This window comes from Paenibacillus sp. LT-B23 (assembly GCF_059417685.1).
On record NZ_JBSQBM010000004.1, the window covers coordinates 155,028 to 177,982 of the forward strand.

Below are 22,955 nucleotides of genomic sequence, written 5' to 3' on the forward strand. Positions count from 1 at the left end.
GCGTTTGAAGAAATCTAACGTGACCATGCGGCGCAGGCTGGTATGGGGGCTGCTGGGATTGTTGGTACTGTTTGCAGCCTTGTCAGTCCGGCTCGCCTATGTTCAATTGGGTAAAGGGGGCGAACTCTCGGCCAAGGCTGAGGAATCGTGGCGCCGAAATATACCTTTTGCCGCCAAACGCGGCGAAATTTTGGATCGGCAAGGTACGGCGCTGACCTATAATGTCACTTCGCCGACAGTCATGGCGATACCGGTGCAGATCAAGGAGCCGGAAGAAGCGGCGCGCAGGCTGGCGCCCTTGCTAGATATGAGCGAGGATAAAGTGCTCAAACTGATTACCAAACGAACAGCAAGCCAAAAACTTCAGCCCGGCGGACGAAAAATTACGATGGAGAAAGCGCAGCAAATTCGTGATTTGAAGCTGCCGGGTATCGTTGTTGCTGAAGACAACAAACGCTATTATCCTTATGGTGATTTGGCGGCTCATATTCTTGGGTTTACGGGAATTGACAATCAGGGGTTAACGGGTGTAGAGAAAAAGAATAATAGCAAGCTTCGCGGCATTGACGGAAGCATTGCCTATCTATCCGATGCAGGCGGTCGTCTGATGCCCGGCTCTTCTGAGAAGTACGTTGAACCCAAGGATGGTCTGAACTTGCAACTGACCATTGATAAGTCTGTACAGTCTATCATGGAGCGGGAGCTTGACCAGGCCATGGTCAAATTCCAGGCTAATTCCGCGTTGGCCATCGCAATGAACCCCAAAAATGGGGAAATCTTGGGTATGGCTGGGCGACCAGGCTATGAGCCTGCGCTATACAAACAATATGCACCTGAAATTTACAATCGAAATCTGCCGATTTGGATGACATACGAGCCAGGCTCCACTTTTAAGATTATTACTTTGGCTGCTGCATTGGAGGAGAAGAAGGTCGATCTCAAAAACGATCGCTTTTTCGACCCGGGGTACATTGAAGTTGGCGGGGCCCGCCTGCGCTGTTGGAAAAAAGGCGGCCACGGTAGCCAGACTTTCCTTCAAGTCGTGGAAAATTCCTGTAATCCAGGCTTTGTGACGCTGGGTCAGCGTCTGGGCAAGGAATCGCTTTTCAAGTATATTCGCAATTTCGGGTTTGGCAGTAAAACGGGCATTGACATGATTGGTGAAGCAAATGGTATCTTATTTAAGTTACCCCAGGTAGGACCGGTAGAGCTGGCGACAACCGCTTTTGGCCAAGGGGTATCTGTCACTCCGATTCAGCAGGTGACGGCCGTGTCCGCTGCGATCAATGGCGGCAATCTGTATAAACCGCACATCACCAAAGGCTGGATTCAACCAGAGACAGGCAAGGTGCTGGAAAAAGTAGAGCCTGAACTGGTGCGCAGAGTCATTTCAGAGGATACCTCCCGACAAGTGAGGGAAGCACTGGAGAGCGTCGTAGCCAAAGGCACAGGCCGTCCCGCTTTTATTGAGGGTTACCGGGTGGGTGGCAAAACAGGTACAGCGCAAAAGGTGATCAACGGACGTTACTCTTCTTCGGAGCATATTGTATCCTTTATCGGTTTTGCTCCGGCGGATGATCCGCAAATTGTCGTCTATACCGCTGTGGATAACCCGAAGGGCATTCAATTCGGCGGGGTGGTCGCTGCGCCAATCGTGCAAAATATTTTGCGGGATTCGCTGCTTGCTCTGAAAATACCACCTCGCACCAATCAGATTGCCAAGGAATACAAGTACGGGGAAAACCGAATTGATACGGTGCCGGATTTGGTAGGTGCTACTGTGGCTGATTTATACGAAGATATGAATATGAACTTTATGCTCGTAAAATCCGGGTCAGGCAAGACGGTGGTCAGTCAGGCACCAAAGCCAGGCTCCCGGCTGGAGCGGGGATCAACAATCCGTATATATATGGGGGATTGATAGGTTCTTTTTATACCCATACTAAGATTAACGAGAGAGCAATGGAGGAATGAAAGATGCAGCTTCAACAATTGGCTTCACTGCTGGCCGCCTCCCGCATTGTGGGGGACGGTACAGTGGATTGCCGAGGAATCGGGGCGGACTCACGCCGTGTACAGCAGGGAGATTTATTTTTGTGTCTGCCCGGTTTTACAGTTGACGGACACGATTATGCACAGCAGGCAGTTGCGTCCGGGGCGGCGGCTTTGGTTGTGGAACGGGAATTAAATGTATCTGTGCCACAACTTATAGCCAAGGATGCCCGGTACGCAATGGCGGTTTTGGCTGATTATATGTTTGATTCACCGAGCCGTCGTATGCGCATGATTGGCATAACCGGAACCAATGGCAAAACAACTATAACTTATCTAATTGAAAAAATCTTGAACGATGCTGGAATGAACACTGGACTGATCGGAACGATTCAAATGCGTTACGGTGGTCAGTCCTACCCTATGTCCGGTACCACACCCGAGGCGGTAGAGCTGCAACGCTATCTTAGAAATATGGCGGAGCAAGGGGTCCAATGCTGTGCAATGGAGGTATCTTCACATGCACTGGAGCAAGGGCGCGTGAAAGGAACTGATTTTCGCACCGCTATTTTTACGAACCTGACGCAGGATCATCTGGACTACCATAACACGATGGAGGAGTACCGTGCGGCCAAAGGATTGTTGTTTTCTCGCTTGGGAAATACCTTTTCGCGGGATGCGTCGGACAGTAAATATGCTGTTCTGAATGCGGATGACCCGGCCTCCTCCTATTTTCAGGCTATCACTGCGGCCCAAGTGATTACATACGGCGTGGAAAAGGAGTCGGATGTGCAGGCATCCCATATCGCTGTAGGTGCCAAGGGAACATCCTTCCATGTCTCTACTTTTAAAGGAGATACCGATATTGAGCTGCGCATGGTGGGCAAGTTCAATGTGTATAACGCATTGGCAGCCGTTACAGCCGCTTTATTGGAAGGAGTGTCTCTGCCTGATATCAAGCACAGCTTGGAGTCCATAGCAGGCGTAGACGGACGGGTAGAGCCTGTAGACGCAGGTCAGCCATTTGCAGTTATTGTAGACTATGCCCATACACCGGATGGACTGGAGAATGTGCTCCGCACCGTTAAGGAGTTTGCAGTTGGTAAAGTATGGTGTGTATTCGGGTGCGGCGGGGATCGGGATCGTACGAAACGTCCTTTGATGGGAAAAATTGCTGCTCAATACAGCGATCATGCTTTTATTACCTCGGATAATCCGCGGACAGAGGACCCGGAAGCTATTTTGAAAGACATTGAGCAAGGGCTGATTGATGAAGGTATACCCGCAGAACGTTACGAGCTGATTACAGATCGTAGAGCTGCTATTCATAAAGCTGTTGAAATGGCAAGCCCTGACGATGTAGTATTGATTGCGGGAAAAGGTCATGAGACCTACCAGTTGATCGGAAAAACGGTGCATGAATTCGATGACCGCATCGTAGCCAAAGAAGCGATAAGGGGTTTATCCAAGTGATGAAAAGAACAATCGGTCAAATCGCCTCCATGAGCGGGGGAACGCTTCACATAGAGGCGGACGCCGAACGAATGGTTGAGGGCGTTTTTACAGATTCACGCAAGCCGCAGGCTCAGGGGCTGTTCGTTCCACTCGCGGGTGAACGGTTTGACGGACATGATTATGTACAGCAGATCGTAAGTGGAGAAGGAGCGGCTGCTTTTTTATGGCAAAAGGATCACGGTGCACCCCCGGCAGGGAATGCGATTGAAGTAGAGGATACCTTGGTGGCCCTCCAGCGTCTTGCGGCCGCATATTTGCGGGAGACGGGTGTACCTGTCGTAGGGATTACCGGAAGCAATGGCAAAACGACGACAAAAGACATCGTCAACGCGTTGCTGGGTACGACCTTTAAAGTACACAAAACCGAAGGGAATTATAACAACCACATCGGTCTGCCTTTAACGGTGCTATCCATGCCGCAGGATACGGACATCCTCATTTTGGAGATGGGCATGAGCGGACGTGGGGAAATTCGCCTGCTGACGGATATTGCCCAGCCTGATGTAGCGGTCATTACGAACATTGGCGAATCGCATTTGCTCCAGCTCGGTTCCCGTGCGGAAATAGCACGTGCAAAGCTGGAAATCGTCAGCGGTCTCAAACCTGGAGGCTTGCTGATTTACAATGGAGATGAACCGCTATTGCCGCAAGTGCTCGCGGAGCCCGAAACGGTTAAGCCAGACGGCTTGAAGCTGTTCACGTTCGGTATGTCTGCGGATAACGATGATTATCCAACTGGAATAACTACGGATGGAGAAGGCAGCTTGTTCACGACGGCCCAATCCGGCAAGGATGCTTTCCGGCTTCTGTTGCTTGGGCAGCACAATGTTGTGAACGGTTTGGCAGCACTGGCGGTAGCGCGTCATTTTGGGGTGGATGCAGACCATGTGCGCCAAGGGCTGTCGGCTTTGAAATTGACAGGCATGCGCATTGAGGTCGTGAGCTGCACCAATGGGCTTACCCTGCTGAACGATGCTTATAACGCCAGTCCGGCTTCAATGAAAGCTGCAATTCAGACATTATCCGGTTACGAAACAAAGGGACGTAAAATCGCCGTGCTTGGCGATATGCTGGAGCTGGGTCCCGAGGAAAAGCAATTCCACGAGGAAATTGGGCTTTTTGCAGCGAAACATGACGTAGATATGCTGTTCACCTACGGTGTGTTGGGGGCGTCCATTGCGCATGGGGCGCAAGCGTCCATGCCGTCTGATGACGTACATGCTTATGAGGATAAGCAAAAACTGATTCAAGATCTGCAAGCTTACCTCCGTGCCGATGATATTGTGCTGGTTAAGGCATCCCGAGGGATGCGACTGGAAGAAATTGTGGATGCGCTGAAAAACGGTCCGCTACAGAAATGATGTTGACGAGAGGGAGACTCCCATGGATATTCAATTATTACTGCTGACGATCGTCGTATCGTTTATACTGGCGGTCATTGCCGCTCCAATACTCATTCCGCTGCTGCGGCGAATGAAATTCGGCCAGCAGGTCCGGGATGACGGGCCGCAAAGCCATCTTAAAAAGACGGGTACGCCTACTATGGGCGGAATCGTTATTCTGGTGGCTTTTACGCTGACCTTTCTTAAATTTTCGGCGATAAAAAATACGGACTTTTACGTCCTGCTGGTCGCTACGCTTGGTTTTGGACTGATCGGCTTCCTGGACGACTATATCAAAATTGTTTTCAAGCGTTCGCTCGGACTGACTGCCCGTCAAAAGCTATTCGGGCAATTGCTGTTCAGTGGAATCATGTGCTGGCTTCTGATTAGTAACGATCACAGCACTGCCATTGGCATTCCGGGAACTTCCTGGTCGTTTGATTGGAGTGGCTGGTTCTATTATCCGTTCATCGTTATTATGATGCTGGCGATTAGCAACGCCGTCAACTTCACAGATGGGCTGGACGGGCTGCTGTCCGGTACCAGTGCGATTGCCTTCGGTGCTTATGCCATCGTAGCTATTCAAGCAACCTCGCTTCCGGCTGCGGTTTGCTCAGCGGCCATGATTGGTGCCGTACTTGGCTTTCTTGTATACAACGCACATCCGGCCAAGGTGTTTATGGGCGATACAGGCTCGCTGGGAATCGGAGGCGCTATAGGTGCCATCGCTATCGTCACCAAAAGCGAAATTTTGTTCATTATTATTGGTGGCGTATTTGTAATTGAAATGCTGTCCGTAGTTTTGCAAGTAGCTTCCTTTAAAACACGTGGCAAACGTATTTTCAAAATGAGCCCGATTCATCATCACTTCGAGCTGTCCGGCTGGTCCGAATGGCGCGTAGTTATTACATTTTGGGCTGTAGGACTGCTGCTGGCAGGACTCGGACTTTATCTCAACAAGGGGTTGTAGACAAATGAATCATCCAGACACATACCGAGATCAAGAGGTCGTTATTATAGGCCTGGCCAAAAGTGGTGTGCAAGTCGCCAAGGTACTGCACCAGGCCGGGGCCAAGCTGACAGTCAATGATAAAAAAGACAGGGAACAATGTCCCGAAGCTTCTGAATTAGAGGCTTTGGGAATTTCCGTTTTATGCGGCAGTCACCCGGAAGGGCTAATTCATCCGGGAGTGAAGCTGGTTGTCAAAAATCCGGGTATTCCTTATACGGCCCCGCCAGTGCAGAAAGCTGTCGAACTGGGGATTGAGGTCGTGACCGAGGTCGAGGTCGCCTATCATCTATGCAAAGCGCCGATGATCGGGATTACAGGCTCGAATGGGAAGACGACCACGACCACTTGGGTAGGTAAGCTGTTAGAGGCATCCGGCATGAAGCCGATCGTGGCTGGTAATATCGGCACGCCATTATGTGAGGCCGCTGTGGATGCCAGATCGGACGAGTGGATGGTGGTGGAGCTGAGCAGTTTTCAGTTAAAAGGAACAAAGGATTTCAAACCTGCTGTAGCCTGCTTGCTGAACGTGGCTGAAACCCATCTGGATTATCATGGTGACATGGAAGATTATGTTGCGTCCAAGGCGCGTCTGTTTGCCAATCAAACGGCGGCTGATACTGCGGTATTGAACTGGGATGATCCCGTTTGTCGGGAGCTTGTGCCCTATATCAAAGCGAAGCTGCTCCCGTTCTCAATGACGGAACGTTTGCAGGAAGGGTTGTTCGCTGACCCGCCATACATACCGGATGTGACGGATGACATCGAACGCAGCATCGTATATCGCGATGCGAGTGGTGTGGTGCATCCGATTATAGGCGTTGCCGAGATTGGTCTTCCAGGCCGCTTTAATGTGGAAAATGCCCTCGCTGCTTGTGCGATTGCTATTGCTGCAGGAGCGGAGCCGTCTGAATTGGCGGAACCGCTAAGTGCTTTTCGTGGAGTGGAGCATCGGCTCGAATATGTTGGAGAACATGCCGGGGCAGCTTATTATAACAATTCTAAAGCAACCAATTCCAAAGCGACGATGATGGCGCTGTCTTCCTTCAAGCAACCTATTGTATTGATTGCCGGAGGATTGGACCGGGGTTCGGATTATGCAGAGCTCGTACCGTCCTTGCAAGAGGGTGTAAAGGCTGTTGTGCTGCTGGGCGAGACTCGGCATAAGCTGGCAGACCGGGCACGTCAGGCTGGAATAGAGCGTATCGAGGTCGTCGATAATGGGGAGGACGCCGCCGTTACGCTCGTGGAGGCTGTGAACAAGGCTGCTAAACTTGCTGAGCCGGGAGATGTTGTATTGCTCTCACCCGCGTGCGCAAGTTGGGATATGTTCCGGTCCTATGAAGAGCGTGGACGTATTTTTAAAGAGGCGGCGCATAAATTGTAAGTAGGGGGGTTGGATAAGCCCCTACTTTTATGCAAGGGGTGGCCTCCTGATGAAGCAATCTCGTCCAGCGCCGGATATATGGCTTTTCGTCTGTATTTTGAGCTTGTTAGCCATCGGCATGGTTATGGTATACAGTGCGGGCGCCGTCCTCGCTTTTCACGAGTACGGGGACTCCTACTATTTTGTGAAGCGGCAATTGCTGTTCGCCGGGCTAGGTCTTGTAGCGATGTACTTTACTGCCCGAACGGACTATCGGATCTGGCAGAAGTATGCCAAGGTCGTACTGCTGATCTGTCTCGCTCTGCTGGTTGCCGTACTCATTCCCGGTATTGGTGTAGTCAGAGGCGGTGCACGAAGCTGGCTCGGTATCAGTTCTTTTGGCATTCAGCCATCCGAGTTTATGAAGCTGGGCATGATTCTTTTTCTCGCCCGCTGGCTCAGCCGCCCGGATTATGATATTAATTCCTTTATGCACGGCCTGCTGCCCCCGCTTGGACTCATGGGACTGGCCTTTGGCCTGATTATGCTCCAGCCCGATTTGGGCACAGGCACGGTGATGATGGGGGCGTCCATGCTGATCGTATTTACGGCAGGCGCACGTATGAAGCATTTGGGCCTGCTGGCATTAACGGGAGCGGCCGGATTTGCGGCACTGATTGCGGCTGCGCCTTATCGGCTCCAGCGGATCACTGCGTTTCTGGACCCATGGTCCGATCCGCTTGGTGCAGGCTATCAGATTATTCAATCGCTGTACGCCATTGGACCTGGTGGGCTGGCAGGCTTGGGGCTTGGCATGAGCCGCCAGAAATACAGCTATGTTCCCGAGCCGCAGACGGACTTTATTTTTTCGATTTTGGCGGAGGAGCTTGGCTTTATCGGTGGAATGACGGTGCTAGCGCTCTTTCTGGTTCTCGTGTGGAGAGGAATGCGCGTCGCTATTACCATTCCGGATACTTACGGCAGTTTGCTCGCTGTGGGCATTGTAGGAATGGTTGCCGTACAGGTGGTCATTAACATAGGTGTCGTAATCGGCTTAATGCCGGTGACAGGAATAACACTGCCCTTAATCAGCTACGGAGGCTCTTCTCTAACGTTGATGCTAACAGCGCTGGGCATTTTACTGAATTTATCACGTTATGCGAGGTGAACGTTTATGCGCGTCGTGTTGAGCGGCGGCGGTACCGGAGGACACATTTATCCGGCGCTCGCCGTAGCCAGACAGTGCGAAGAGATTGATCCGGACGCTGAATTTTTATACATTGGCGGTCAGCGGGGACTGGAAAGCAAGCTGGTTCCTCAGGAAAAAATTCCATTCGAGGCTATTGATATTACAGGATTCCGTCGCAGCCTGTCTGTGGAAAATATAAAAACGATTATGCGCTTCTTCAAAGGGGTCCGCAGATCCAAAGCATTATTGAAAAAATTCAAGCCGGATATCGTTATCGGCACGGGGGGTTATGTATGCGGCCCTGTCGTCTATGCAGCTTCCAAGTTGGGGATACCCAGCATTATTCATGAGCAAAACGCAATTCCGGGCCTGACCAATGCGTTTCTGAGCCGTTACGTGGATACGGTGGCAGTCAGCTTTGAGGGCTCTGAAGGAGCTTTCCCCAAAGCCAAAAATGTACTGTACACCGGGAATCCGCGCGCTACAACGGTTCGTCAGGCTAACCGGGACCGGGGCTTTGCTACCATCGGGGTTCCAATGAACAGCTCGGTCGTGCTTGTGGTCGGTGGTAGCAGGGGAGCAAAGGCCATCAATGATGCCATGATTGCAATGGCTCCGCAACTTTCGCAACTGAAAGACGTCCATTTTGTATATGTGACTGGTGAATCTTACTATGAGCAGACGTTGGACAGCATACGGAATCAGATCGGCTCACTACCCAATCATCTGCATGTGCTTCCCTATATTCACAATATGCCGGAGGTGCTGGCTTGTACCTCTTTAATCGTTAATCGCGCCGGCGCGTCCTTTTTGGCTGAAATCACATCATTGGGTATTCCATCCATTTTGATTCCATCTCCCAATGTGACGAACAACCACCAGGAGGCCAATGCCCGTACACTTGAAAAAGCAGGGGCTTCGGTCATGATTGTGGAGAAGGACCTGAACGGTTCGTCCTTGTTTCAATCCATTGCGGGGATCATGGAGGATGAGGCATTGCGCAGCCGAATGGCTGAATCAGCGTCTGCGCTTGGCAAGCCTGATTCAGCTGATATTTTAGTAAAAGAAATGGAGCGTCTTGCCCGTAAAAGTTAGACCGCAGCGCAGACTGGGCGGTTGTCACACACTGGATGGTATTGACATAAGATACCCTATACATTGTGACCATCACTCAGGCTGCCGGTTGTCAGGCGAGAGCCATACAACCATGCGGGGCAAGCAACAAGGAGGTTTCAGTACAAATGCAGCAATGGATGCCATTATTAGCGGAGCATGATATCGGAAAAGTGCTGGAGCATGAGCCGCTTTCCAAATATACGACGTGGAAGATTGGGGGTCCGGCGGATGCACTTGTCATCCCGGATACCAAGGAGCAGCTAGCAACTTTACTGCGGCTGGCTGGCGAGCACGGAATCCCGTGGATGCAGTTGGGACGGGGCTCGAACATGCTCGTTTCCGATAAAGGAATCCGGGGTCTCGTGATCAAGCTGGGACCGGGATTTGATTATGTCCGTTTTGAAGATGAACGGATCGTCGCCGGTGGAGGCGTGTCACTAGTCAAACTGTGTGTCATGGCCAGCAAGCAGGGGCTATCCGGCCTCGAATTTGCGGGAGGTATCCCGGGATCGGTTGGCGGGGCTGTCTACATGAACGCCGGTGCCCATGGGTCTGATGTGTCACAAATATTCCAGTCCGCTGAGATTGTGCTGGATACAGGGGAATTGGCTGTGTATGATGCCGAACAAATGCATTTCAGCTATCGCCACTCCGTGCTGCATGAGCAGCGTGGAATGGTGACAGAAGCGGTGTTTCGGATGAAGCAGGGCGACCGAGAGGAAATTTCGGCGGCGCTTGCAGCCTTCAAAGATCGTCGCAGGCAGACTCAGCCGTTACAGCTGGCCTGTGCGGGAAGCGTGTTTCGCAATCCGCCAGGAGACTATGCGGCCCGTCTTATTGAAGATGCAGGTCTCAAGGGCTTAAAGGCTGGAGGCGCTGAAGTTTCCGTACAGCATGCCAATTTCATTGTAAATACCGGTCAAGCGACAGCAGAGGACGTGCTTACCCTAATGAAGCATATTCAAAGTACAATATCATCTCAAACCGGCATCAAGCTAGTTCCGGAGGTTTTCGTAGTGGGTGAGCGGTAAACTCGGAGGTGATACATTGGACAAATTGGTGATTGAGGGAGGCCGTCCCTTGTCAGGCACCATACGTATCCATGGGGCAAAAAATGCGGCACTGCCTATTCTTGCGGCAAGCTTGCTTGCACAAGGTAAGGTAGAAATTCGGAATGTGCCCCATTTATTAGACATTAAGGTCATGCTGCACATCCTTGAGAGACTTGGCTGTACATGCCGACATGAAGAGGAAACGGTATACGTGGATACGTCGTCCGTCCGAACGTTCCAGATTCCGGAAGATTTGATGAAGCAAATGCGCTCGTCTATCTTTCTCATGGGACCGCTGCTCGCCAGATATGGAGAAGTTTCCATTTACCAACCGGGAGGCTGCGCCATAGGCGAGCGCAAAATTGATCTTCACCTGGAGGGCCTTAAGGCGCTTGGAGCGGAGATCGTGGAAAAAGAAGAACAAATTACATTTCGGGCCCGCAAGCTGACAGGAACGGATATCCATCTGGATTTCCCGAGCGTGGGGGCTACAGAAAACATTATGATGGCCGCTGCGTTGGCCGAAGGCCAGACAACGATTACCAACGCAGCGAGGGAACCTGAGATTCAGGATCTTCAAAACTTCCTGAATGCGATGGGAGCTCGTATTATCGGAGCGGGGACGGATACGATTACGATTACGGGAGTCAACTCCTTGAATCCGTGTACGTATGAGGTTATTCCCGACCGTATTGTGGCCGGGACCGTTATAATCGCGGCTGCGGCCACGCGTGGCAGTGTGTCGTTGACGCACTGTAATCCCTCCCATTTGTCCGCTCTGATTCACGTCCTCAGGCGGGCTGGTGTTCAAATCGGCATCTTGAATGATATAATGACCGTAAGCTGCATGAGCCGCCCCAAAGCGGTGGAGAGGATTGTTACCTCCCCTTACCCGTCTTTTCCGACGGACTTGCAGTCACAAGTCATGGTTCTGCTTTCTCTGGCAGATGGCTTTAGTGTGATGAAAGAGACGGTCTTCGAAAGTCGATTCAAACATGTGGATGAATTGAATGTGATGGGTGCCGATATTACGGTTGATGCGAATGCCGCCTTTATACGGGGAGTTCCCCGTCTGTACGGGGCCACGGTAGAGGCTACCGATCTACGCGCGGGGGCTGCGCTGGTTATAGCGGGTCTGGCAGCTCAAGGGCTTACCATTGTCGAGCAGGTACACCATATTGACAGAGGGTATGACCGGATTGAGCGTCTTTTCCAGGGACTGGGTGCACGAATGAGCCGTCAGTCTCCGGTGCCAGAGCAACTGGATTTCGTAAATTAATGCCTGTAATGTCCCTCCGTTAGCGGAGGGACCAAAGGCTTTTGTGGAGAGAAGCTATGCCAAACGCTCAAATACCTGTTCTTAAACAGAACAGAATGAAAAAAAGAACAAGTCGGAAGATTGCCATCCTGCTCATTTTGTTGTTTATCGTACTGCTGGCTGTTCTCTTTTTCCGTTCCTCGTTAAGCCGGGTTTCTGAAATCCATTTTGACGGTAATGTATTTTCGACTCGGGAACAGTTGCTTAATCGAAGTGGTCTGGCTATCGGGGATCAGTATTTCGGAGTCAGTTCTTCAGGCATTTCCAATAAGCTGCGAGAGATTCAGTCGATTCAACAAGTAACAGTGGACAAGCAGTTTCCAGGAGTTATTGCTGTTCATATTAAAGAGTATGCTACGGTTGCTTACGAGTTGCAGAGTGATGGGAGCCTGCGCGCCATTCTTGCAAATGGGACAAGCGTTGGCGTGGGCAGCAGCGGAATTGCAGTTGAGAAGCCCATTTTGACCAAATGGAAATCGGATGATCCCTACAAAGCAAAGCTGTGTGATGCGTTATCTCGGATTCCGGGGGAATGGACAGCCGACATTTCGGAAATCATTCCCGCGCCGATCCCTTCTTTTCCGGACCGCATAAAAATGTATACACGCTCTCAATTTGAGGTCATTACGACGGTTTCTCTTCTGAGCTCTAAAATCAGCTATTTGAATCAGGTGCTGGAAACAGAAGAGCCTGGTTTGATCACCATGCTGGAGGCAGATTCCTACGTTCCGTTCAAACAGGACACGAGCGAAGAGGCCCAAGAAAAAGATACTACTCAGTGATGTGAAAAAATGCTAGAATTGATTTTATGGGTAATAGACTTGCCTCCTTCTTTTTTCTTCGAATTTTTATGTGACTGCAACCATAAATTGGCTTCTAAAAAATTTGTAGAAAAAAGAGGGAAAGCATGGAGAATGTTGAATATGTACAGAGTGTGTTCAAAGAACGAAATTCATTTTGGAGTCAGGAGGTGCCACAGACTTGAGCAACAATGACATCATTGTTAGTTTGGACATCGGTACATCCAAAGTTCGGGCTATTATTGGGGAAATGAACAATGGAACCTTTAATATTATTGGAGTTGGATCTGCCGACTCGGAAGGGATTCGCAAAGGTGCAATTGTAGACATCGATCAAACCGTGCAATCAATCCGTAACGCCGTGGATCACGCAGAGCGCATGGTTGGTATTCAAATAACAGAAGTGTATGTGGGGATTTCAGGCAACCATATTGGCCTGCAAAATAGTCATGGCGTAGTAGCCGTGTCCAACGAGGACCGTGAAATCGGTGAGGAGGACATTGAGCGTGTGCTCAAGGCAGCTGAAGTTATTGCAGTACCACCAGAGAGAGAAATTATAGACGTGGTAGCCAAGCAGTATGTCGTGGATGGCCTTGAAGGTATTCAAGACCCTCGCGGTATGATCGGAGTTCGTCTGGAAGTAGAAGCTACGATTGTTACGGGAGGCAAGACGCCGATACATAATCTGTTGCGCTGCGTTGAGAAAGGCGGCTTGAGGATCAAAGATTTGGTGCTGCTGCCTCTGGGCGCCGGACAATTGTCACTTTCGAAGGATGAAAAGGTGATGGGTTCGGTGCTGGTGGATATTGGTGCAGGCTCTACCAATGTTGCTATTTTCCAGGAAGGAACGATTGTTGCCACGTCTACACTTCCCATCGGCGGAGAATTTGTAACCAATGACATTGCCTACGGACTGAGAACCCTTACCGATCAAGCCGAAAAAGTAAAGCTTAAATACGGCTGCGCATGGTATGATGATGCGGCAGCCGATGTGGTCTTTAAAGTGACCCGTATCGGCAGTAATGTCGATAAGGAATTCAATCAGCAGGACTTGGCTGCCATTATTGAGCCGAGGGTGCAGGAAATTTTTCAGCTCATTCAGGCGGAAGTTAAGCGCTTGGGTTACACAGAGCTTCCGGGGGGTTATATACTTACCGGAGGCACCGTCTCCATGCCTGGTGTACTTCAGGTGGCACAAAGCGAACTGGCCGCTTCTGTAAGGATTGCCGTACCGGACTTTATCGGTGTAAGGGATCCGGGCTACACAAGCGGAGTCGGCATCTTGCATAATGCCATTCGCTACTATCGCGGAAGATCTACCAGCGTTAGCAGCAGTAGCGGTGGAAGTTCCAAGAAGCCGACCAACCGAACCAAGAGCAGTCCCGCTGCGGAAGGCGAGCAAAAGCAGGGGTTGATTGAACGCTTAAAAAACATGTTCAGTGAGTTTATATAACGTTCATTGCTAATTATGCCAATCATGGACGGGCCATCCATGCACATTGAGGGGGAGATGGAATAGTATGTTGGAATTTGATTTTGAAATGGAGAGCTTGGCTCAAATTAAAGTGATCGGCGTCGGAGGCGGCGGCAGCAATGCGGTTAACCGAATGATCGAAAATGGTGTTCAGGGTGTGGAGTTTATCACCGTCAACACGGATGCTCAGGCGCTTCATTTAGCGAAGTCTGAGCATAAGCTTCAAATTGGTGATAAGTTGACTCGCGGCTTGGGTGCCGGTGCTAATCCGGATGTGGGTAAAAAAGCGGCTGAGGAGTCGCGTGAACTCATTATGAACACGCTCAAAGGTGCGGATATGGTATTCGTGACAGCGGGAATGGGTGGCGGTACAGGTACCGGAGCAGCCCCTGTCATTGCTGAAATTGCCAAGGAATGCGGCGCGCTGACTGTAGGCGTTGTAACACGACCATTCACATTTGAAGGGCGCAAGCGCTCCAATCAAGCCGAGCTGGGCATTGAGGGATTAAAAGAAAAGGTAGACACCTTGATCGTAATCCCGAATGATCGACTGCTTGAAATTGTGGACAAAAAGACCCCAATGCTGGAAGCATTCCGCGAAGCGGACAATGTTCTTCGTCAGGCGGTACAAGGTATTTCTGATTTGATCGCTGTACCGGGTCTGATCAACCTTGACTTTGCTGACGTAAAAACGATCATGACGGAGCGTGGCTCCGCCTTGATGGGGATTGGCGAAGCAACTGGTGAGAATCGGGCGGCTGAAGCAGCACGCAAGGCTATCATGAGTCCGTTGTTGGAAACATCGATTGAAGGCGCACGGGGTGTGATTATGAACATCACTGGCGGTAACAATCTGTCTTTGTACGAAGTGAATGAAGCGGCTGAAATTGTAACGTCGGCTTCCGATCCGGAGGTCAACATGATTTTCGGTGCTATCATTGACGAAGAGTTGAAAGAAGAGATCAAGGTTACCGTCATTGCCACTGGCTTTGAAGGTAAACCAAGCCAACCGGCACCGGGGCGTAAACCGGCTGCTAACCCGGCGGCACCTGAATCGGCGGAGAAGGGTTCTCCTAACTTGCGTCCGTTCGGCAACACTCAGAGCAGTGATCAACTCGATATTCCGACATTTTTACGTAACCGTTCACGCAATAATAATAACGATAACTAGATTGAAATCGGATAGCCCGTATTCTCCTTGGAGATACGGGCTTCTTTCTGTTTTCTGCATCTTGTGTTCGATTCGTTAGCCGATTCAAATGTTTTTACCATTTCTCGTGCTTCTCCCCTTTCCGACAAAATTAGTCGGTCACCGTCCCCATCGTTAGACAGACTTTGAACAGCATGACTACTATACTTAAGCCTATCCTGCAAACGCTGGGCGGGTGAATCTTTGGTTGTTTACATCGACTTAATTTTTTTGGCCAATTTGTTCATTGATGCTGTACTGCTGATGGCTACCGCCTGGATGAGAAAAATTCGTCTGGTGTGGTGGCGGCTGCTTGCTTCGGCTGTCATCGGTGCGATGTACGTGGTCATGATGTTTGTGCCGGAGCTGTCCTTTTTATTTACGTTCCTGATTAAGCTGGCATTATCGGTCATTATGCTGTTGGTGGCTTTTGGATTTGGCAGCATGCAAAAGTACCTTCGTACGATGGGTGCTTTTTATATGATCAATTTTGTAGCAGCGGGCGGAATTCTGGGGATACATTATTTACTCCAGAGTACGGGGGAATTATTTAATGGCATCTGGTACACGGCTTCAGGTGGAATGTCCTTTGAGCTGAAAATTGCATTCTGGTTTATTTTATGCACGTTTGGCGGAGTGATGCTTTTCTTTCGTATTGTGCAATCTTCAAAGCAGCGTACGGAAAGGATGAGTGGATTTCTGGGTGAGGTGCAGGTATGGATCGGGCAGGATCATATTGAGTGTACAGGCTTGTTGGATACGGGGAATCAGCTTCATGATCCTTTGACACGGACACCCGTGATGATCATGGAGGCTGCCTTGTGGGAGGCATATTTACCCTCTTCCTGGCTCCAAAAGCTATCTGAGGGAAATGCGGATCAGCTGGTGATGGAGTTGGGAGACGAATCGTTCAACTGGCAGGATCGAGTTCGTCTCGTACCCTATCGTGGTATTAACCGTAACCACTCCTTTATGCTCGCACTCAAACCGGATCGCGTAGAGGTGGTGATGAATGGAGCTCGCTATGTGCATTATCGGGTGCTGATCGGCTTGGATGGGGGGACGTTGTCAGCAGAGGGAAAATACCGCGCGATTATTCATCCGGACGTGACGGCACACGCGGAGAGGGCTGCTGAGCTGGACCAGAAGCAGGAAGCACGCTTTGCAACGCAGGACGATGGTCGTGTGCACACGATCAGGTCTGAAGGCAATCAGGCGATGGCTGTAACGAATGAAGGGATGCAGCGAGATTTTGCACCATTTTCAGAAGGGGGAGAATGACATGCGGGAACAGATGAAATTCAAGATGAAAATCAGGTTGACTTTACAGTTGCAATATTATCGTATTTTATTTTTATTTGGGTTAAAAAGTGAAGAGATTTATTATATCGGCGGTAGCGAGGCGCTCCCCCCGCCGCTGACGAGGGATGAGGAAGAGTATTTGCTTGGAAAACTCTCTTCCGGAGATGCAGCAGTACGCTCCATGTTGATTGAACGGAATTTGCGGCTGGTGGTGTACATTGCGCGTAAGTTTGAGAACACAGGAATCAACATTGAGGATCTCGTATCCATAGGGGCGATTGGACTTATCAAGGCAGTTAACACCTTTGATCCCGAGAAAAAAATCAAGCTCGCTACCTATGCTTCCCGATGCATCGAAAATGAAATTTTAATGTATTTGCGCCGAAATAGTAAAACGAGAACGGAAGTTTCTTTTGACGAGCCTTTGAATATTGATTGGGACGGGAATGAGTTGCTACTTTCCGATGTGATGGGAACGGAAAATGATACCATTTACCGAAATATTGAGGAGCAGGTGGACCGCAAATTATTGCATAAGGCGCTGGATAAGCTGACGGATCGGGAACGTCTGATTATGGAGCTGCGTTTTGGCTTGCAGGACGGGGAAGAGAAGACACAGAAGGATGTTGCTGACCTGTTAGGCATCTCGCAATCCTATATTTCGCGTCTGGAAAAACGTATTATAAAGCGCTTACGGAAAGAATTCAACAAAATGGTATGACGTTTGGGGATATTAGGAAGCCATGGAAACGACGAATAAAAAAACACCCTCAGGAGATAATGTACATTAATGTTGCTCCTTGGGAGGTAAGACACGATGACCCGAAACAAAGTGGAAATTTGCGGTGTGGATACCGCCAAACTGCCAGTGCTAACCAATGCGGAAATGCGCGAGCTGTTCACATCACTTCAGCAAAATAATGAACGATCAGCCAGAGAAAAATTGGTTAACGGCAATTTACGGCTCGTCCTGAGTGTGATTCAGCGCTTTAACAATCGGGGAGAGTTTGTTGACGATTTGTTTCAGGTAGGATGCATCGGCCTGATGAAGGCGATTGATAATTTTGACCTTTCGCAAAACGTGAAGTTTTCCACTTATGCGGTACCGATGATTATCGGTGAGATACGCCGGTATTTGCGGGACAATAATCCGATCCGTGTATCCCGTTCGCTGCGAGATATTGCATATAAGGCGCTTCAGGTGCGGGATAGTCTGACAAATCTGAATTCGCGGGAACCGACGATTTTTGAAATTTCTGAGGCGCTGAACGTGCCTAAGGAAGATGTTGTGTTCGCATTAGATGCGATTCAGGACCCGGTTTCGCTGTTCGAGCCGATATATCACGACGGGGGCGACCCAATCTATGTGATGGATCAGATCAGTGATGACAGAAATAAGGACGTCTCATGGATTGAGGAAATCGCTCTGCGGGAAGCGATGCATCGCCTGGGCCAGCGTGAAAAGATGATATTGTCCATGCGTTTTTATGAAGGAAAGACGCAGATGGAGGTTGCCGACGAAATCGGTATCTCTCAAGCCCAGGTTTCAAGATTAGAGAAGTCGGCCATACAGCAAATGCAAAAGCATGTGAAGTCGTAGTTCTTAAGGGAAGAGAAGCTTGAAAGGCATACCGATAAAAACGATCCTGTGTGGATCGTTTTTGCGTTTACAGGACATTTTTTGGGTTCTCCCTCTCATATAGTGAAATAAAGGATGTGATACGTGTGAGTGCACCGGAAACGTCGGTAAGGGCCATGAAAATTTCCGAGTTTCAAACAAAGGATGTCATTAACATTGTAGATGGGCGACGATTGGGACAAATCAGTGATTTGGAGATTGATGTACGACAGGGCAAAATCGAGGCCATTGTTGTCCCTGGCAGCAGCCGTTTTATGGGCTGGTTTGGAGGGGGAAGCGAACTGGTCATTCCCTGGCGCAATATTGTTAAAATTGGCTCGGATGTGGTACTTGTCCGATTGGAGGGATTGCATGAGTCGCAGGGTGATGGTGAGGAAAAATTATATATTGAGCGTCAGGAACGAAATGATCGACGGGGATTTTGAGCAGTGATTTTGAGCTGTAGGAATATGTGCATTTGACAGCTATGTGAAGACATGGCGGCGGCTTTTTGGTACACTGGGCAGTAGAGGTGAAAACGAATGGAACCGTTTGTAGTGAATACCGGAGCAACGGGTGTCGCGTCAACGACAGATGGCGCGCATCCCTTGCCAGAGTTATTATATATTCAATCCTGGGAGAAACAGGTTCGTGGATTGACAGCAGGTTTTACCGGACGCCATGGCGGTGTCAGTGAAGTGCCTTACGAAAGTCTGAATTGTGCGTTTCATGTAGGGGATGACCCGAAGAAAGTTATTCGCAATCGTCAGCTTATTGCGGAACAGCTCGGATTTGTGCCTGAAGCCTGGACCTGTGGAGAGCAGATACACGGTAATCACGTTGCTGTTGTAAAGGCTGCTGACTGCGGGCGCGGCTTTGTGGATCGTGCATCCGCTTTTCAGGATACAGACGGACTGTTGACCGATGTACCAGGCATTTTATTGACATCCTTTTATGCGGATTGCGTGCCGTTATATTTTTGTGATCCGGTGAGGCGTGTGATTGGGCTAGCACATGCGGGCTGGAAAGGAACAGTTGCCGAGATTGCGCTGAAAATGGTGCAAACGATGCAGACTGAATATGGATCGCAGCCGTCTGATTTGCTTGCAGCCATTGGCCCTTCCATTGGTGCAAAGTCATACGAGGTGGATGAGCATGTGATGAGCCAAATTCGGGTTTTGGAGCATGATTGCCCGGGTAATGATAAATGGGAAGGCACTGTCTATTTCCCGTTAGGCGGCGGAAAAACGCTCCTTGACTTGAAACAATGCAATCGACACATTATGATGAAAGCAGGAATATTGCCGAGCCGTATCGAATGTACTACCTTATGCACGAGTAGCCGCAGCGATTTGTTTTTTTCGTATCGCAAGGAAGGCGGCGTCACAGGGAGAATGGCGAGCTGGATTGGTCTGGAAGAGAGGTGAGTCCTCCCGTGTCTTTGGAGGAACGAATTAAAGAGTTGAACGCCCGTATGGAAGCAGCATGTGCCCGCAGCGGACGTTCGCGTGAAGAAGTAAATGTGATCGCTGTCACGAAATATGTTTCGGCAGCGGCGATGGCTTCTGTATTGGACAGTGGCTTGGAGCATGTTGGCGAAAATCGCTGGCAGGATGCTGCGGATAAATGGAGCAAGCTGGGTGACCGGGGAACATGGCATTTTATCGGTCATCTGCAAACGAATAAGGTTAAAGATGTCATTGGAAAATTTGAATTTATACATTCGCTTGATCGGCTGTCACTGGCTCAGGAATTGGACAAGAAGTCGGCTGCTCTTGGACTGAGGGTCAAAGCTTTTGTGCAAGTTAACATTTCTGGAGAAACTTCTAAATATGGTCTTTCTCCTGAGGCGGTGGCCCCTTTTTTGAAACAAATTCGTGAGCTTGAGCATGTGGACGTGATTGGCTTGATGACGATGGCTCCCCATGAGGAAGACCCGGAGAATACCCGGCCTGTATTTCGGGGTCTACGTGAATTGCGTGATGCGATAAATGGACAAGCTTTAACAAGAGAACCTATTGTTCACTTATCGATGGGCATGTCTAATGATTTTGAGGTTGCGGTTGAAGAAGGAGCGACCTGGTTACGGCTTGGTTCTGTACTGGTCGGACGAGAGGAGGATTTCCATTGGGCGTAATGAATAAGTTCATGAACTTCCTGGGACTTCAGGAAGAAGAGGAAGTTGTAGAGCGAGAGGTTATGAATACGCCAGAAGATCAAGAAATTGAAACCCCAAGCTTTGATAAACGTAAGAACCAGAAGGGCAATAATGTTGTCAGCATCCATTCACAGAAAAATGTGAAAGTTGTCCTGTATGAGCCGCGTTCTTATGATGAAGCACAGGAAATTGCCGACCATATTCGTTCCCATCGTACTGTCGTGGTCAATTTGCAACGCATCCGCAAGGATCAGGCGCTGCGAATCATTGATTTTTTAAGTGGTACTGTATATGCGTTGGGCGGAGGCATTTCCAAGGTGGGCAATAATATTTTCCTGTGTACACCGGATACGGTTGAAATTCAAGGCTCCATTACGGAAATACTAGCTGACACTGAACAAGAACTTAACAGAATGAGGTGAGCTTTTCTTGATCGAGGTAATCGGTTGGCTATTTCAGATTTATTCTTACATGATCATTGCATATGTCCTGATGTCGTGGCTTCCTAATGCAAGAGAGAGTGTGATCGGTGATTTACTTGCCAAGTTTGTGGAGCCGTATTTGTCTCCTTTTCGCAGATTTATACCGCCAATTTTCGGGATGATTGATATTTCACCCATCGTTGCGCTGATTGCTCTGCGTTTTGCGTCGTACGGTTTGATGTCTTTAATTAGCAATTTCGTCTAGGAGGACTTATGCGAACTGAGATTTATGAGCATTTTCACCCGGATGAACGGGATTATGTAGATCGCGCTTCCGAATGGATCAGTCATGCGGGGGCTTACCATGAGCAGAAGCTGACTGATTTTTTGGACCCGCGTCAACTGTACATATTGGAGACGCTTGCTTCGAAGGAAGACAAGGTCACGATTAGGGTAGATGGCGGTTATGAGGCATCGGAACGAAAGCGGGCGCTAATAGCGCCCGATTATTCGTATGTGGACGGAGAGAATATGGGTATTCAGGTTCTTTCCGTCACGTCCGATGATCATAAAATTAACACGTTGGAGCACGGGGATTATCTGGGTGCAATATTAGGACTTGGAATCAAGCGTGGAAAAATAGGGGATATTCATGTGCTGGACAACGGGTGCCATGTATTGGTGGCTTCAGAGATCAGCGATTTTATTACGATGCATTTACAGCAGGTTCATCGTGTTCACGTATGGACAGAACTGTTGCCTCCAGAAAATCTGCGGACGAAGGACGTTACATTGGAGCCGCTGGACCTGACGGTGGCTTCTTTGCGTCTGGATGGCATTTCCAGTGATGTGTACAAGCTCAGCCGGAGCAAGATTTTAACTCCGATCCGGGCCGGACGTTGTCGGGTGAATTGGAAGGTGGAGGAGAATCCATCCACTTTACTCAAGGCAGGGGACGTTATTTCCATGCAGGGATTTGGGCGTTTCAAAGTGCTGGAAACAGATGGGATGACAAAAAAGGGAAGATTCCGTGTCAAAATTGGCAAGTTTATATAGCTGGAGGCAGGAATCATGAGCTTTCTGTCGAAAGAATTAAGCTATAGCGGAGAACTGGAACGATTTTGCTCTGTACAGCATTCACAAAACGGGGTATGATGACCGATAGATGATAGTGAGCGTCGTGACGCGGAAAATGTTTTTTTGTCAATCTTATAGGAGGTGGACGGCATGCCATTAACGCCATTGGATATACATAACAAGGAATTTGCCCGCCGGCTTCGCGGTTATGACGAAGATCAGGTCAATGAATTTTTGGATCAGGTGATCAAGGATTACGAGGGCGTTATCCGTGAAAATAAAGAACTGAGTACACAGCTGTTGAATGTTCAGGAAAAGCTCGATCATTTTTCGACCATTGAGGATACGCTGAGCAAGACGATTATCGTAGCGCAAGAAGCGGCTGATGAAGTCCGTAACAACGCCAAGAAAGAATCGCAGCTCATCGTGAAGGAAGCGGAAAAAAATGCGGACCGTATTGTGAATGAAGCGTTGTCCAAATCCCGCAAAATTGCGTTGGAGGTCGAGGAACTGAAGAAGCAGGCTTCGATTTACCGGGCACGTTTTCGTACATTGGTGGAGGCGCAGCTTGACTTGTTAAGTCAGGACGGATGGGAAGCGCTTGAAAATCGTGAGCGAGAAGTGCTGGAGCGCGAGCGTGAAATGAAAGAGATTTATTAATCGTCATCCCGAACAGCGATTTCTGGGCCTTGTCAGGGTTGACTTTTATCTCCAAAGAGGCTATAACTGTAAATACTATACTGAATATCACGTTATCCGTTGGGTAATGGGTTGTTATTCAGGGCAGCGAAGCTGCTGATTTAATATCCCAATGAATTTAACATTTGTAATTCGTTGATGGGAACGAGTACGTCATGTTTTTGTCCCTCAGAGAGTTGGCCTTTTTCTGGTGCAAGCCAACGTTCAGAACATGACCGAAGATCCTCCCTGAGAAGTGAGCTGAAGCGCTTGAGTTTTATCCGGCGTGTGTAAGCTA

At 49.4% G+C, this 22,955-nt stretch carries 22 protein-coding genes and 1 other annotated feature (1 of these 23 only partly in view); all 22 genes read left to right on the top strand.

The features are described from left to right. The first annotated feature begins 4 nt into the window (after positions 1-4). Positions 5-1,921: a stage V sporulation protein D gene (locus ACWXW9_RS07525; protein ID WP_494928897.1), complete on the top strand. Its 1,917-nt coding sequence runs from the start codon at positions 5-7 to the stop codon at positions 1,919-1,921. A gap of 56 nt (positions 1,922-1,977) precedes the next feature. Further along, entirely contained in the window at positions 1,978-3,465 is a 1,488-nt protein-coding gene (locus tag ACWXW9_RS07530) for a UDP-N-acetylmuramoyl-L-alanyl-D-glutamate--2,6-diaminopimelate ligase (RefSeq protein ID WP_494928898.1), read from the top strand. Then, positions 3,465-4,868 carry a UDP-N-acetylmuramoyl-tripeptide--D-alanyl-D-alanine ligase gene (locus ACWXW9_RS07535; protein WP_494928986.1) on the top strand — a complete coding sequence of 468 codons (1,404 nt, stop codon included), beginning with the start codon at positions 3,465-3,467 and terminating at the stop codon, positions 4,866-4,868. The genes ACWXW9_RS07530 and ACWXW9_RS07535 overlap by 1 nt, the downstream gene beginning before the upstream one ends. Positions 4,869-4,890: 22 nt before the next feature. Further along, positions 4,891-5,859, top strand: coding sequence for a phospho-N-acetylmuramoyl-pentapeptide-transferase (gene mraY, locus ACWXW9_RS07540; protein ID WP_014282442.1), 969 nt, complete (start codon positions 4,891-4,893; stop codon positions 5,857-5,859). A gap of 4 nt (positions 5,860-5,863) precedes the next feature. Further along, positions 5,864-7,285, top strand: a complete 1,422-nt coding sequence (murD, locus tag ACWXW9_RS07545) for a UDP-N-acetylmuramoyl-L-alanine--D-glutamate ligase (protein WP_494928899.1) — start codon at positions 5,864-5,866, stop codon at positions 7,283-7,285. Positions 7,286-7,334: 49 nt separating this feature from the next. Further along, on the top strand, positions 7,335-8,432 hold the full coding sequence (gene spoVE / locus ACWXW9_RS07550) for a stage V sporulation protein E (protein WP_494928900.1): 1,098 nt from the start codon (positions 7,335-7,337) through the stop codon (positions 8,430-8,432). A gap of 6 nt (positions 8,433-8,438) precedes the next feature. After that, positions 8,439-9,548, top strand: coding sequence for an undecaprenyldiphospho-muramoylpentapeptide beta-N-acetylglucosaminyltransferase (gene murG / locus ACWXW9_RS07555; RefSeq protein ID WP_476125520.1), 1,110 nt, complete (start codon positions 8,439-8,441; stop codon positions 9,546-9,548). A gap of 146 nt (positions 9,549-9,694) precedes the next feature. Beyond that, a complete protein-coding gene (gene murB / locus ACWXW9_RS07560) occupies positions 9,695-10,600 on the top strand; it encodes a UDP-N-acetylmuramate dehydrogenase (protein ID WP_134913486.1) in 906 nt (301 codons plus the stop codon). 16 nt (positions 10,601-10,616) lie between these two features. Continuing rightward, positions 10,617-11,900, top strand: coding sequence for a UDP-N-acetylglucosamine 1-carboxyvinyltransferase (gene murA / locus ACWXW9_RS07565; protein ID WP_494928901.1), 1,284 nt, complete (start codon positions 10,617-10,619; stop codon positions 11,898-11,900). A gap of 56 nt (positions 11,901-11,956) precedes the next feature. After that, positions 11,957-12,721, top strand: a complete 765-nt coding sequence (locus tag ACWXW9_RS07570; RefSeq protein WP_494928902.1) for a cell division protein FtsQ/DivIB — start codon at positions 11,957-11,959, stop codon at positions 12,719-12,721. Positions 12,722-12,920: 199 nt separating this feature from the next. Beyond that, positions 12,921-14,192 (top strand): cell division protein FtsA, encoded by a 1,272-nt coding sequence (ftsA, locus tag ACWXW9_RS07575; protein WP_134913489.1) that lies wholly within the window; start codon positions 12,921-12,923, stop codon positions 14,190-14,192. A gap of 67 nt (positions 14,193-14,259) precedes the next feature. After that, positions 14,260-15,384: a cell division protein FtsZ gene (ftsZ, locus tag ACWXW9_RS07580; protein WP_044649277.1), complete on the top strand. Its 1,125-nt coding sequence runs from the start codon at positions 14,260-14,262 to the stop codon at positions 15,382-15,384. A gap of 222 nt (positions 15,385-15,606) precedes the next feature. Then, a complete protein-coding gene (spoIIGA, locus tag ACWXW9_RS07585; protein WP_494928903.1) occupies positions 15,607-16,683 on the top strand; it encodes a sigma-E processing peptidase SpoIIGA in 1,077 nt (358 codons plus the stop codon). A gap of 1 nt (position 16,684) precedes the next feature. Next, positions 16,685-17,425, top strand: coding sequence for an RNA polymerase sporulation sigma factor SigE (gene sigE, locus ACWXW9_RS07590; protein ID WP_014282431.1), 741 nt, complete (start codon positions 16,685-16,687; stop codon positions 17,423-17,425). Positions 17,426-17,521: 96 nt separating this feature from the next. Next, entirely contained in the window at positions 17,522-18,304 is a 783-nt protein-coding gene (gene sigG, locus ACWXW9_RS07595; RefSeq protein WP_007431182.1) for an RNA polymerase sporulation sigma factor SigG, read from the top strand. 125 nt (positions 18,305-18,429) lie between these two features. Then, the gene (locus ACWXW9_RS07600; RefSeq protein ID WP_025684638.1) at positions 18,430-18,768 is read left to right on the top strand and encodes a YlmC/YmxH family sporulation protein; all 339 of its coding nucleotides are present in this window, start codon (positions 18,430-18,432) and stop codon (positions 18,766-18,768) included. A gap of 96 nt (positions 18,769-18,864) precedes the next feature. Next, the gene (gene pgeF, locus ACWXW9_RS07605; protein WP_494928904.1) at positions 18,865-19,749 is read left to right on the top strand and encodes a peptidoglycan editing factor PgeF; all 885 of its coding nucleotides are present in this window, start codon (positions 18,865-18,867) and stop codon (positions 19,747-19,749) included. Between the two features lie 8 nt (positions 19,750-19,757). Further along, positions 19,758-20,459 (top strand): YggS family pyridoxal phosphate-dependent enzyme, encoded by a 702-nt coding sequence (locus tag ACWXW9_RS07610; protein WP_494928905.1) that lies wholly within the window; start codon positions 19,758-19,760, stop codon positions 20,457-20,459. Beyond that, positions 20,450-20,902, top strand: coding sequence for a cell division protein SepF (locus ACWXW9_RS07615; protein ID WP_025684635.1), 453 nt, complete (start codon positions 20,450-20,452; stop codon positions 20,900-20,902). Before ACWXW9_RS07610 ends, ACWXW9_RS07615 begins: the two co-directional genes overlap by 10 nt. A gap of 7 nt (positions 20,903-20,909) precedes the next feature. Next, entirely contained in the window at positions 20,910-21,167 is a 258-nt protein-coding gene (locus tag ACWXW9_RS07620) for a YggT family protein (protein WP_014282426.1), read from the top strand. Positions 21,168-21,175: 8 nt separating this feature from the next. Further along, a complete protein-coding gene (locus tag ACWXW9_RS07625) occupies positions 21,176-21,958 on the top strand; it encodes a YlmH family RNA-binding protein (protein WP_494928906.1) in 783 nt (260 codons plus the stop codon). Between the two features lie 171 nt (positions 21,959-22,129). Next, positions 22,130-22,639 (top strand): DivIVA domain-containing protein, encoded by a 510-nt coding sequence (locus ACWXW9_RS07630; protein ID WP_014282424.1) that lies wholly within the window; start codon positions 22,130-22,132, stop codon positions 22,637-22,639. A 165-nt stretch (positions 22,640-22,804) separates the two neighbouring features. Further along, positions 22,805-22,955, top strand: a binding site (T-box leader); it runs 136 nt beyond the window's last position.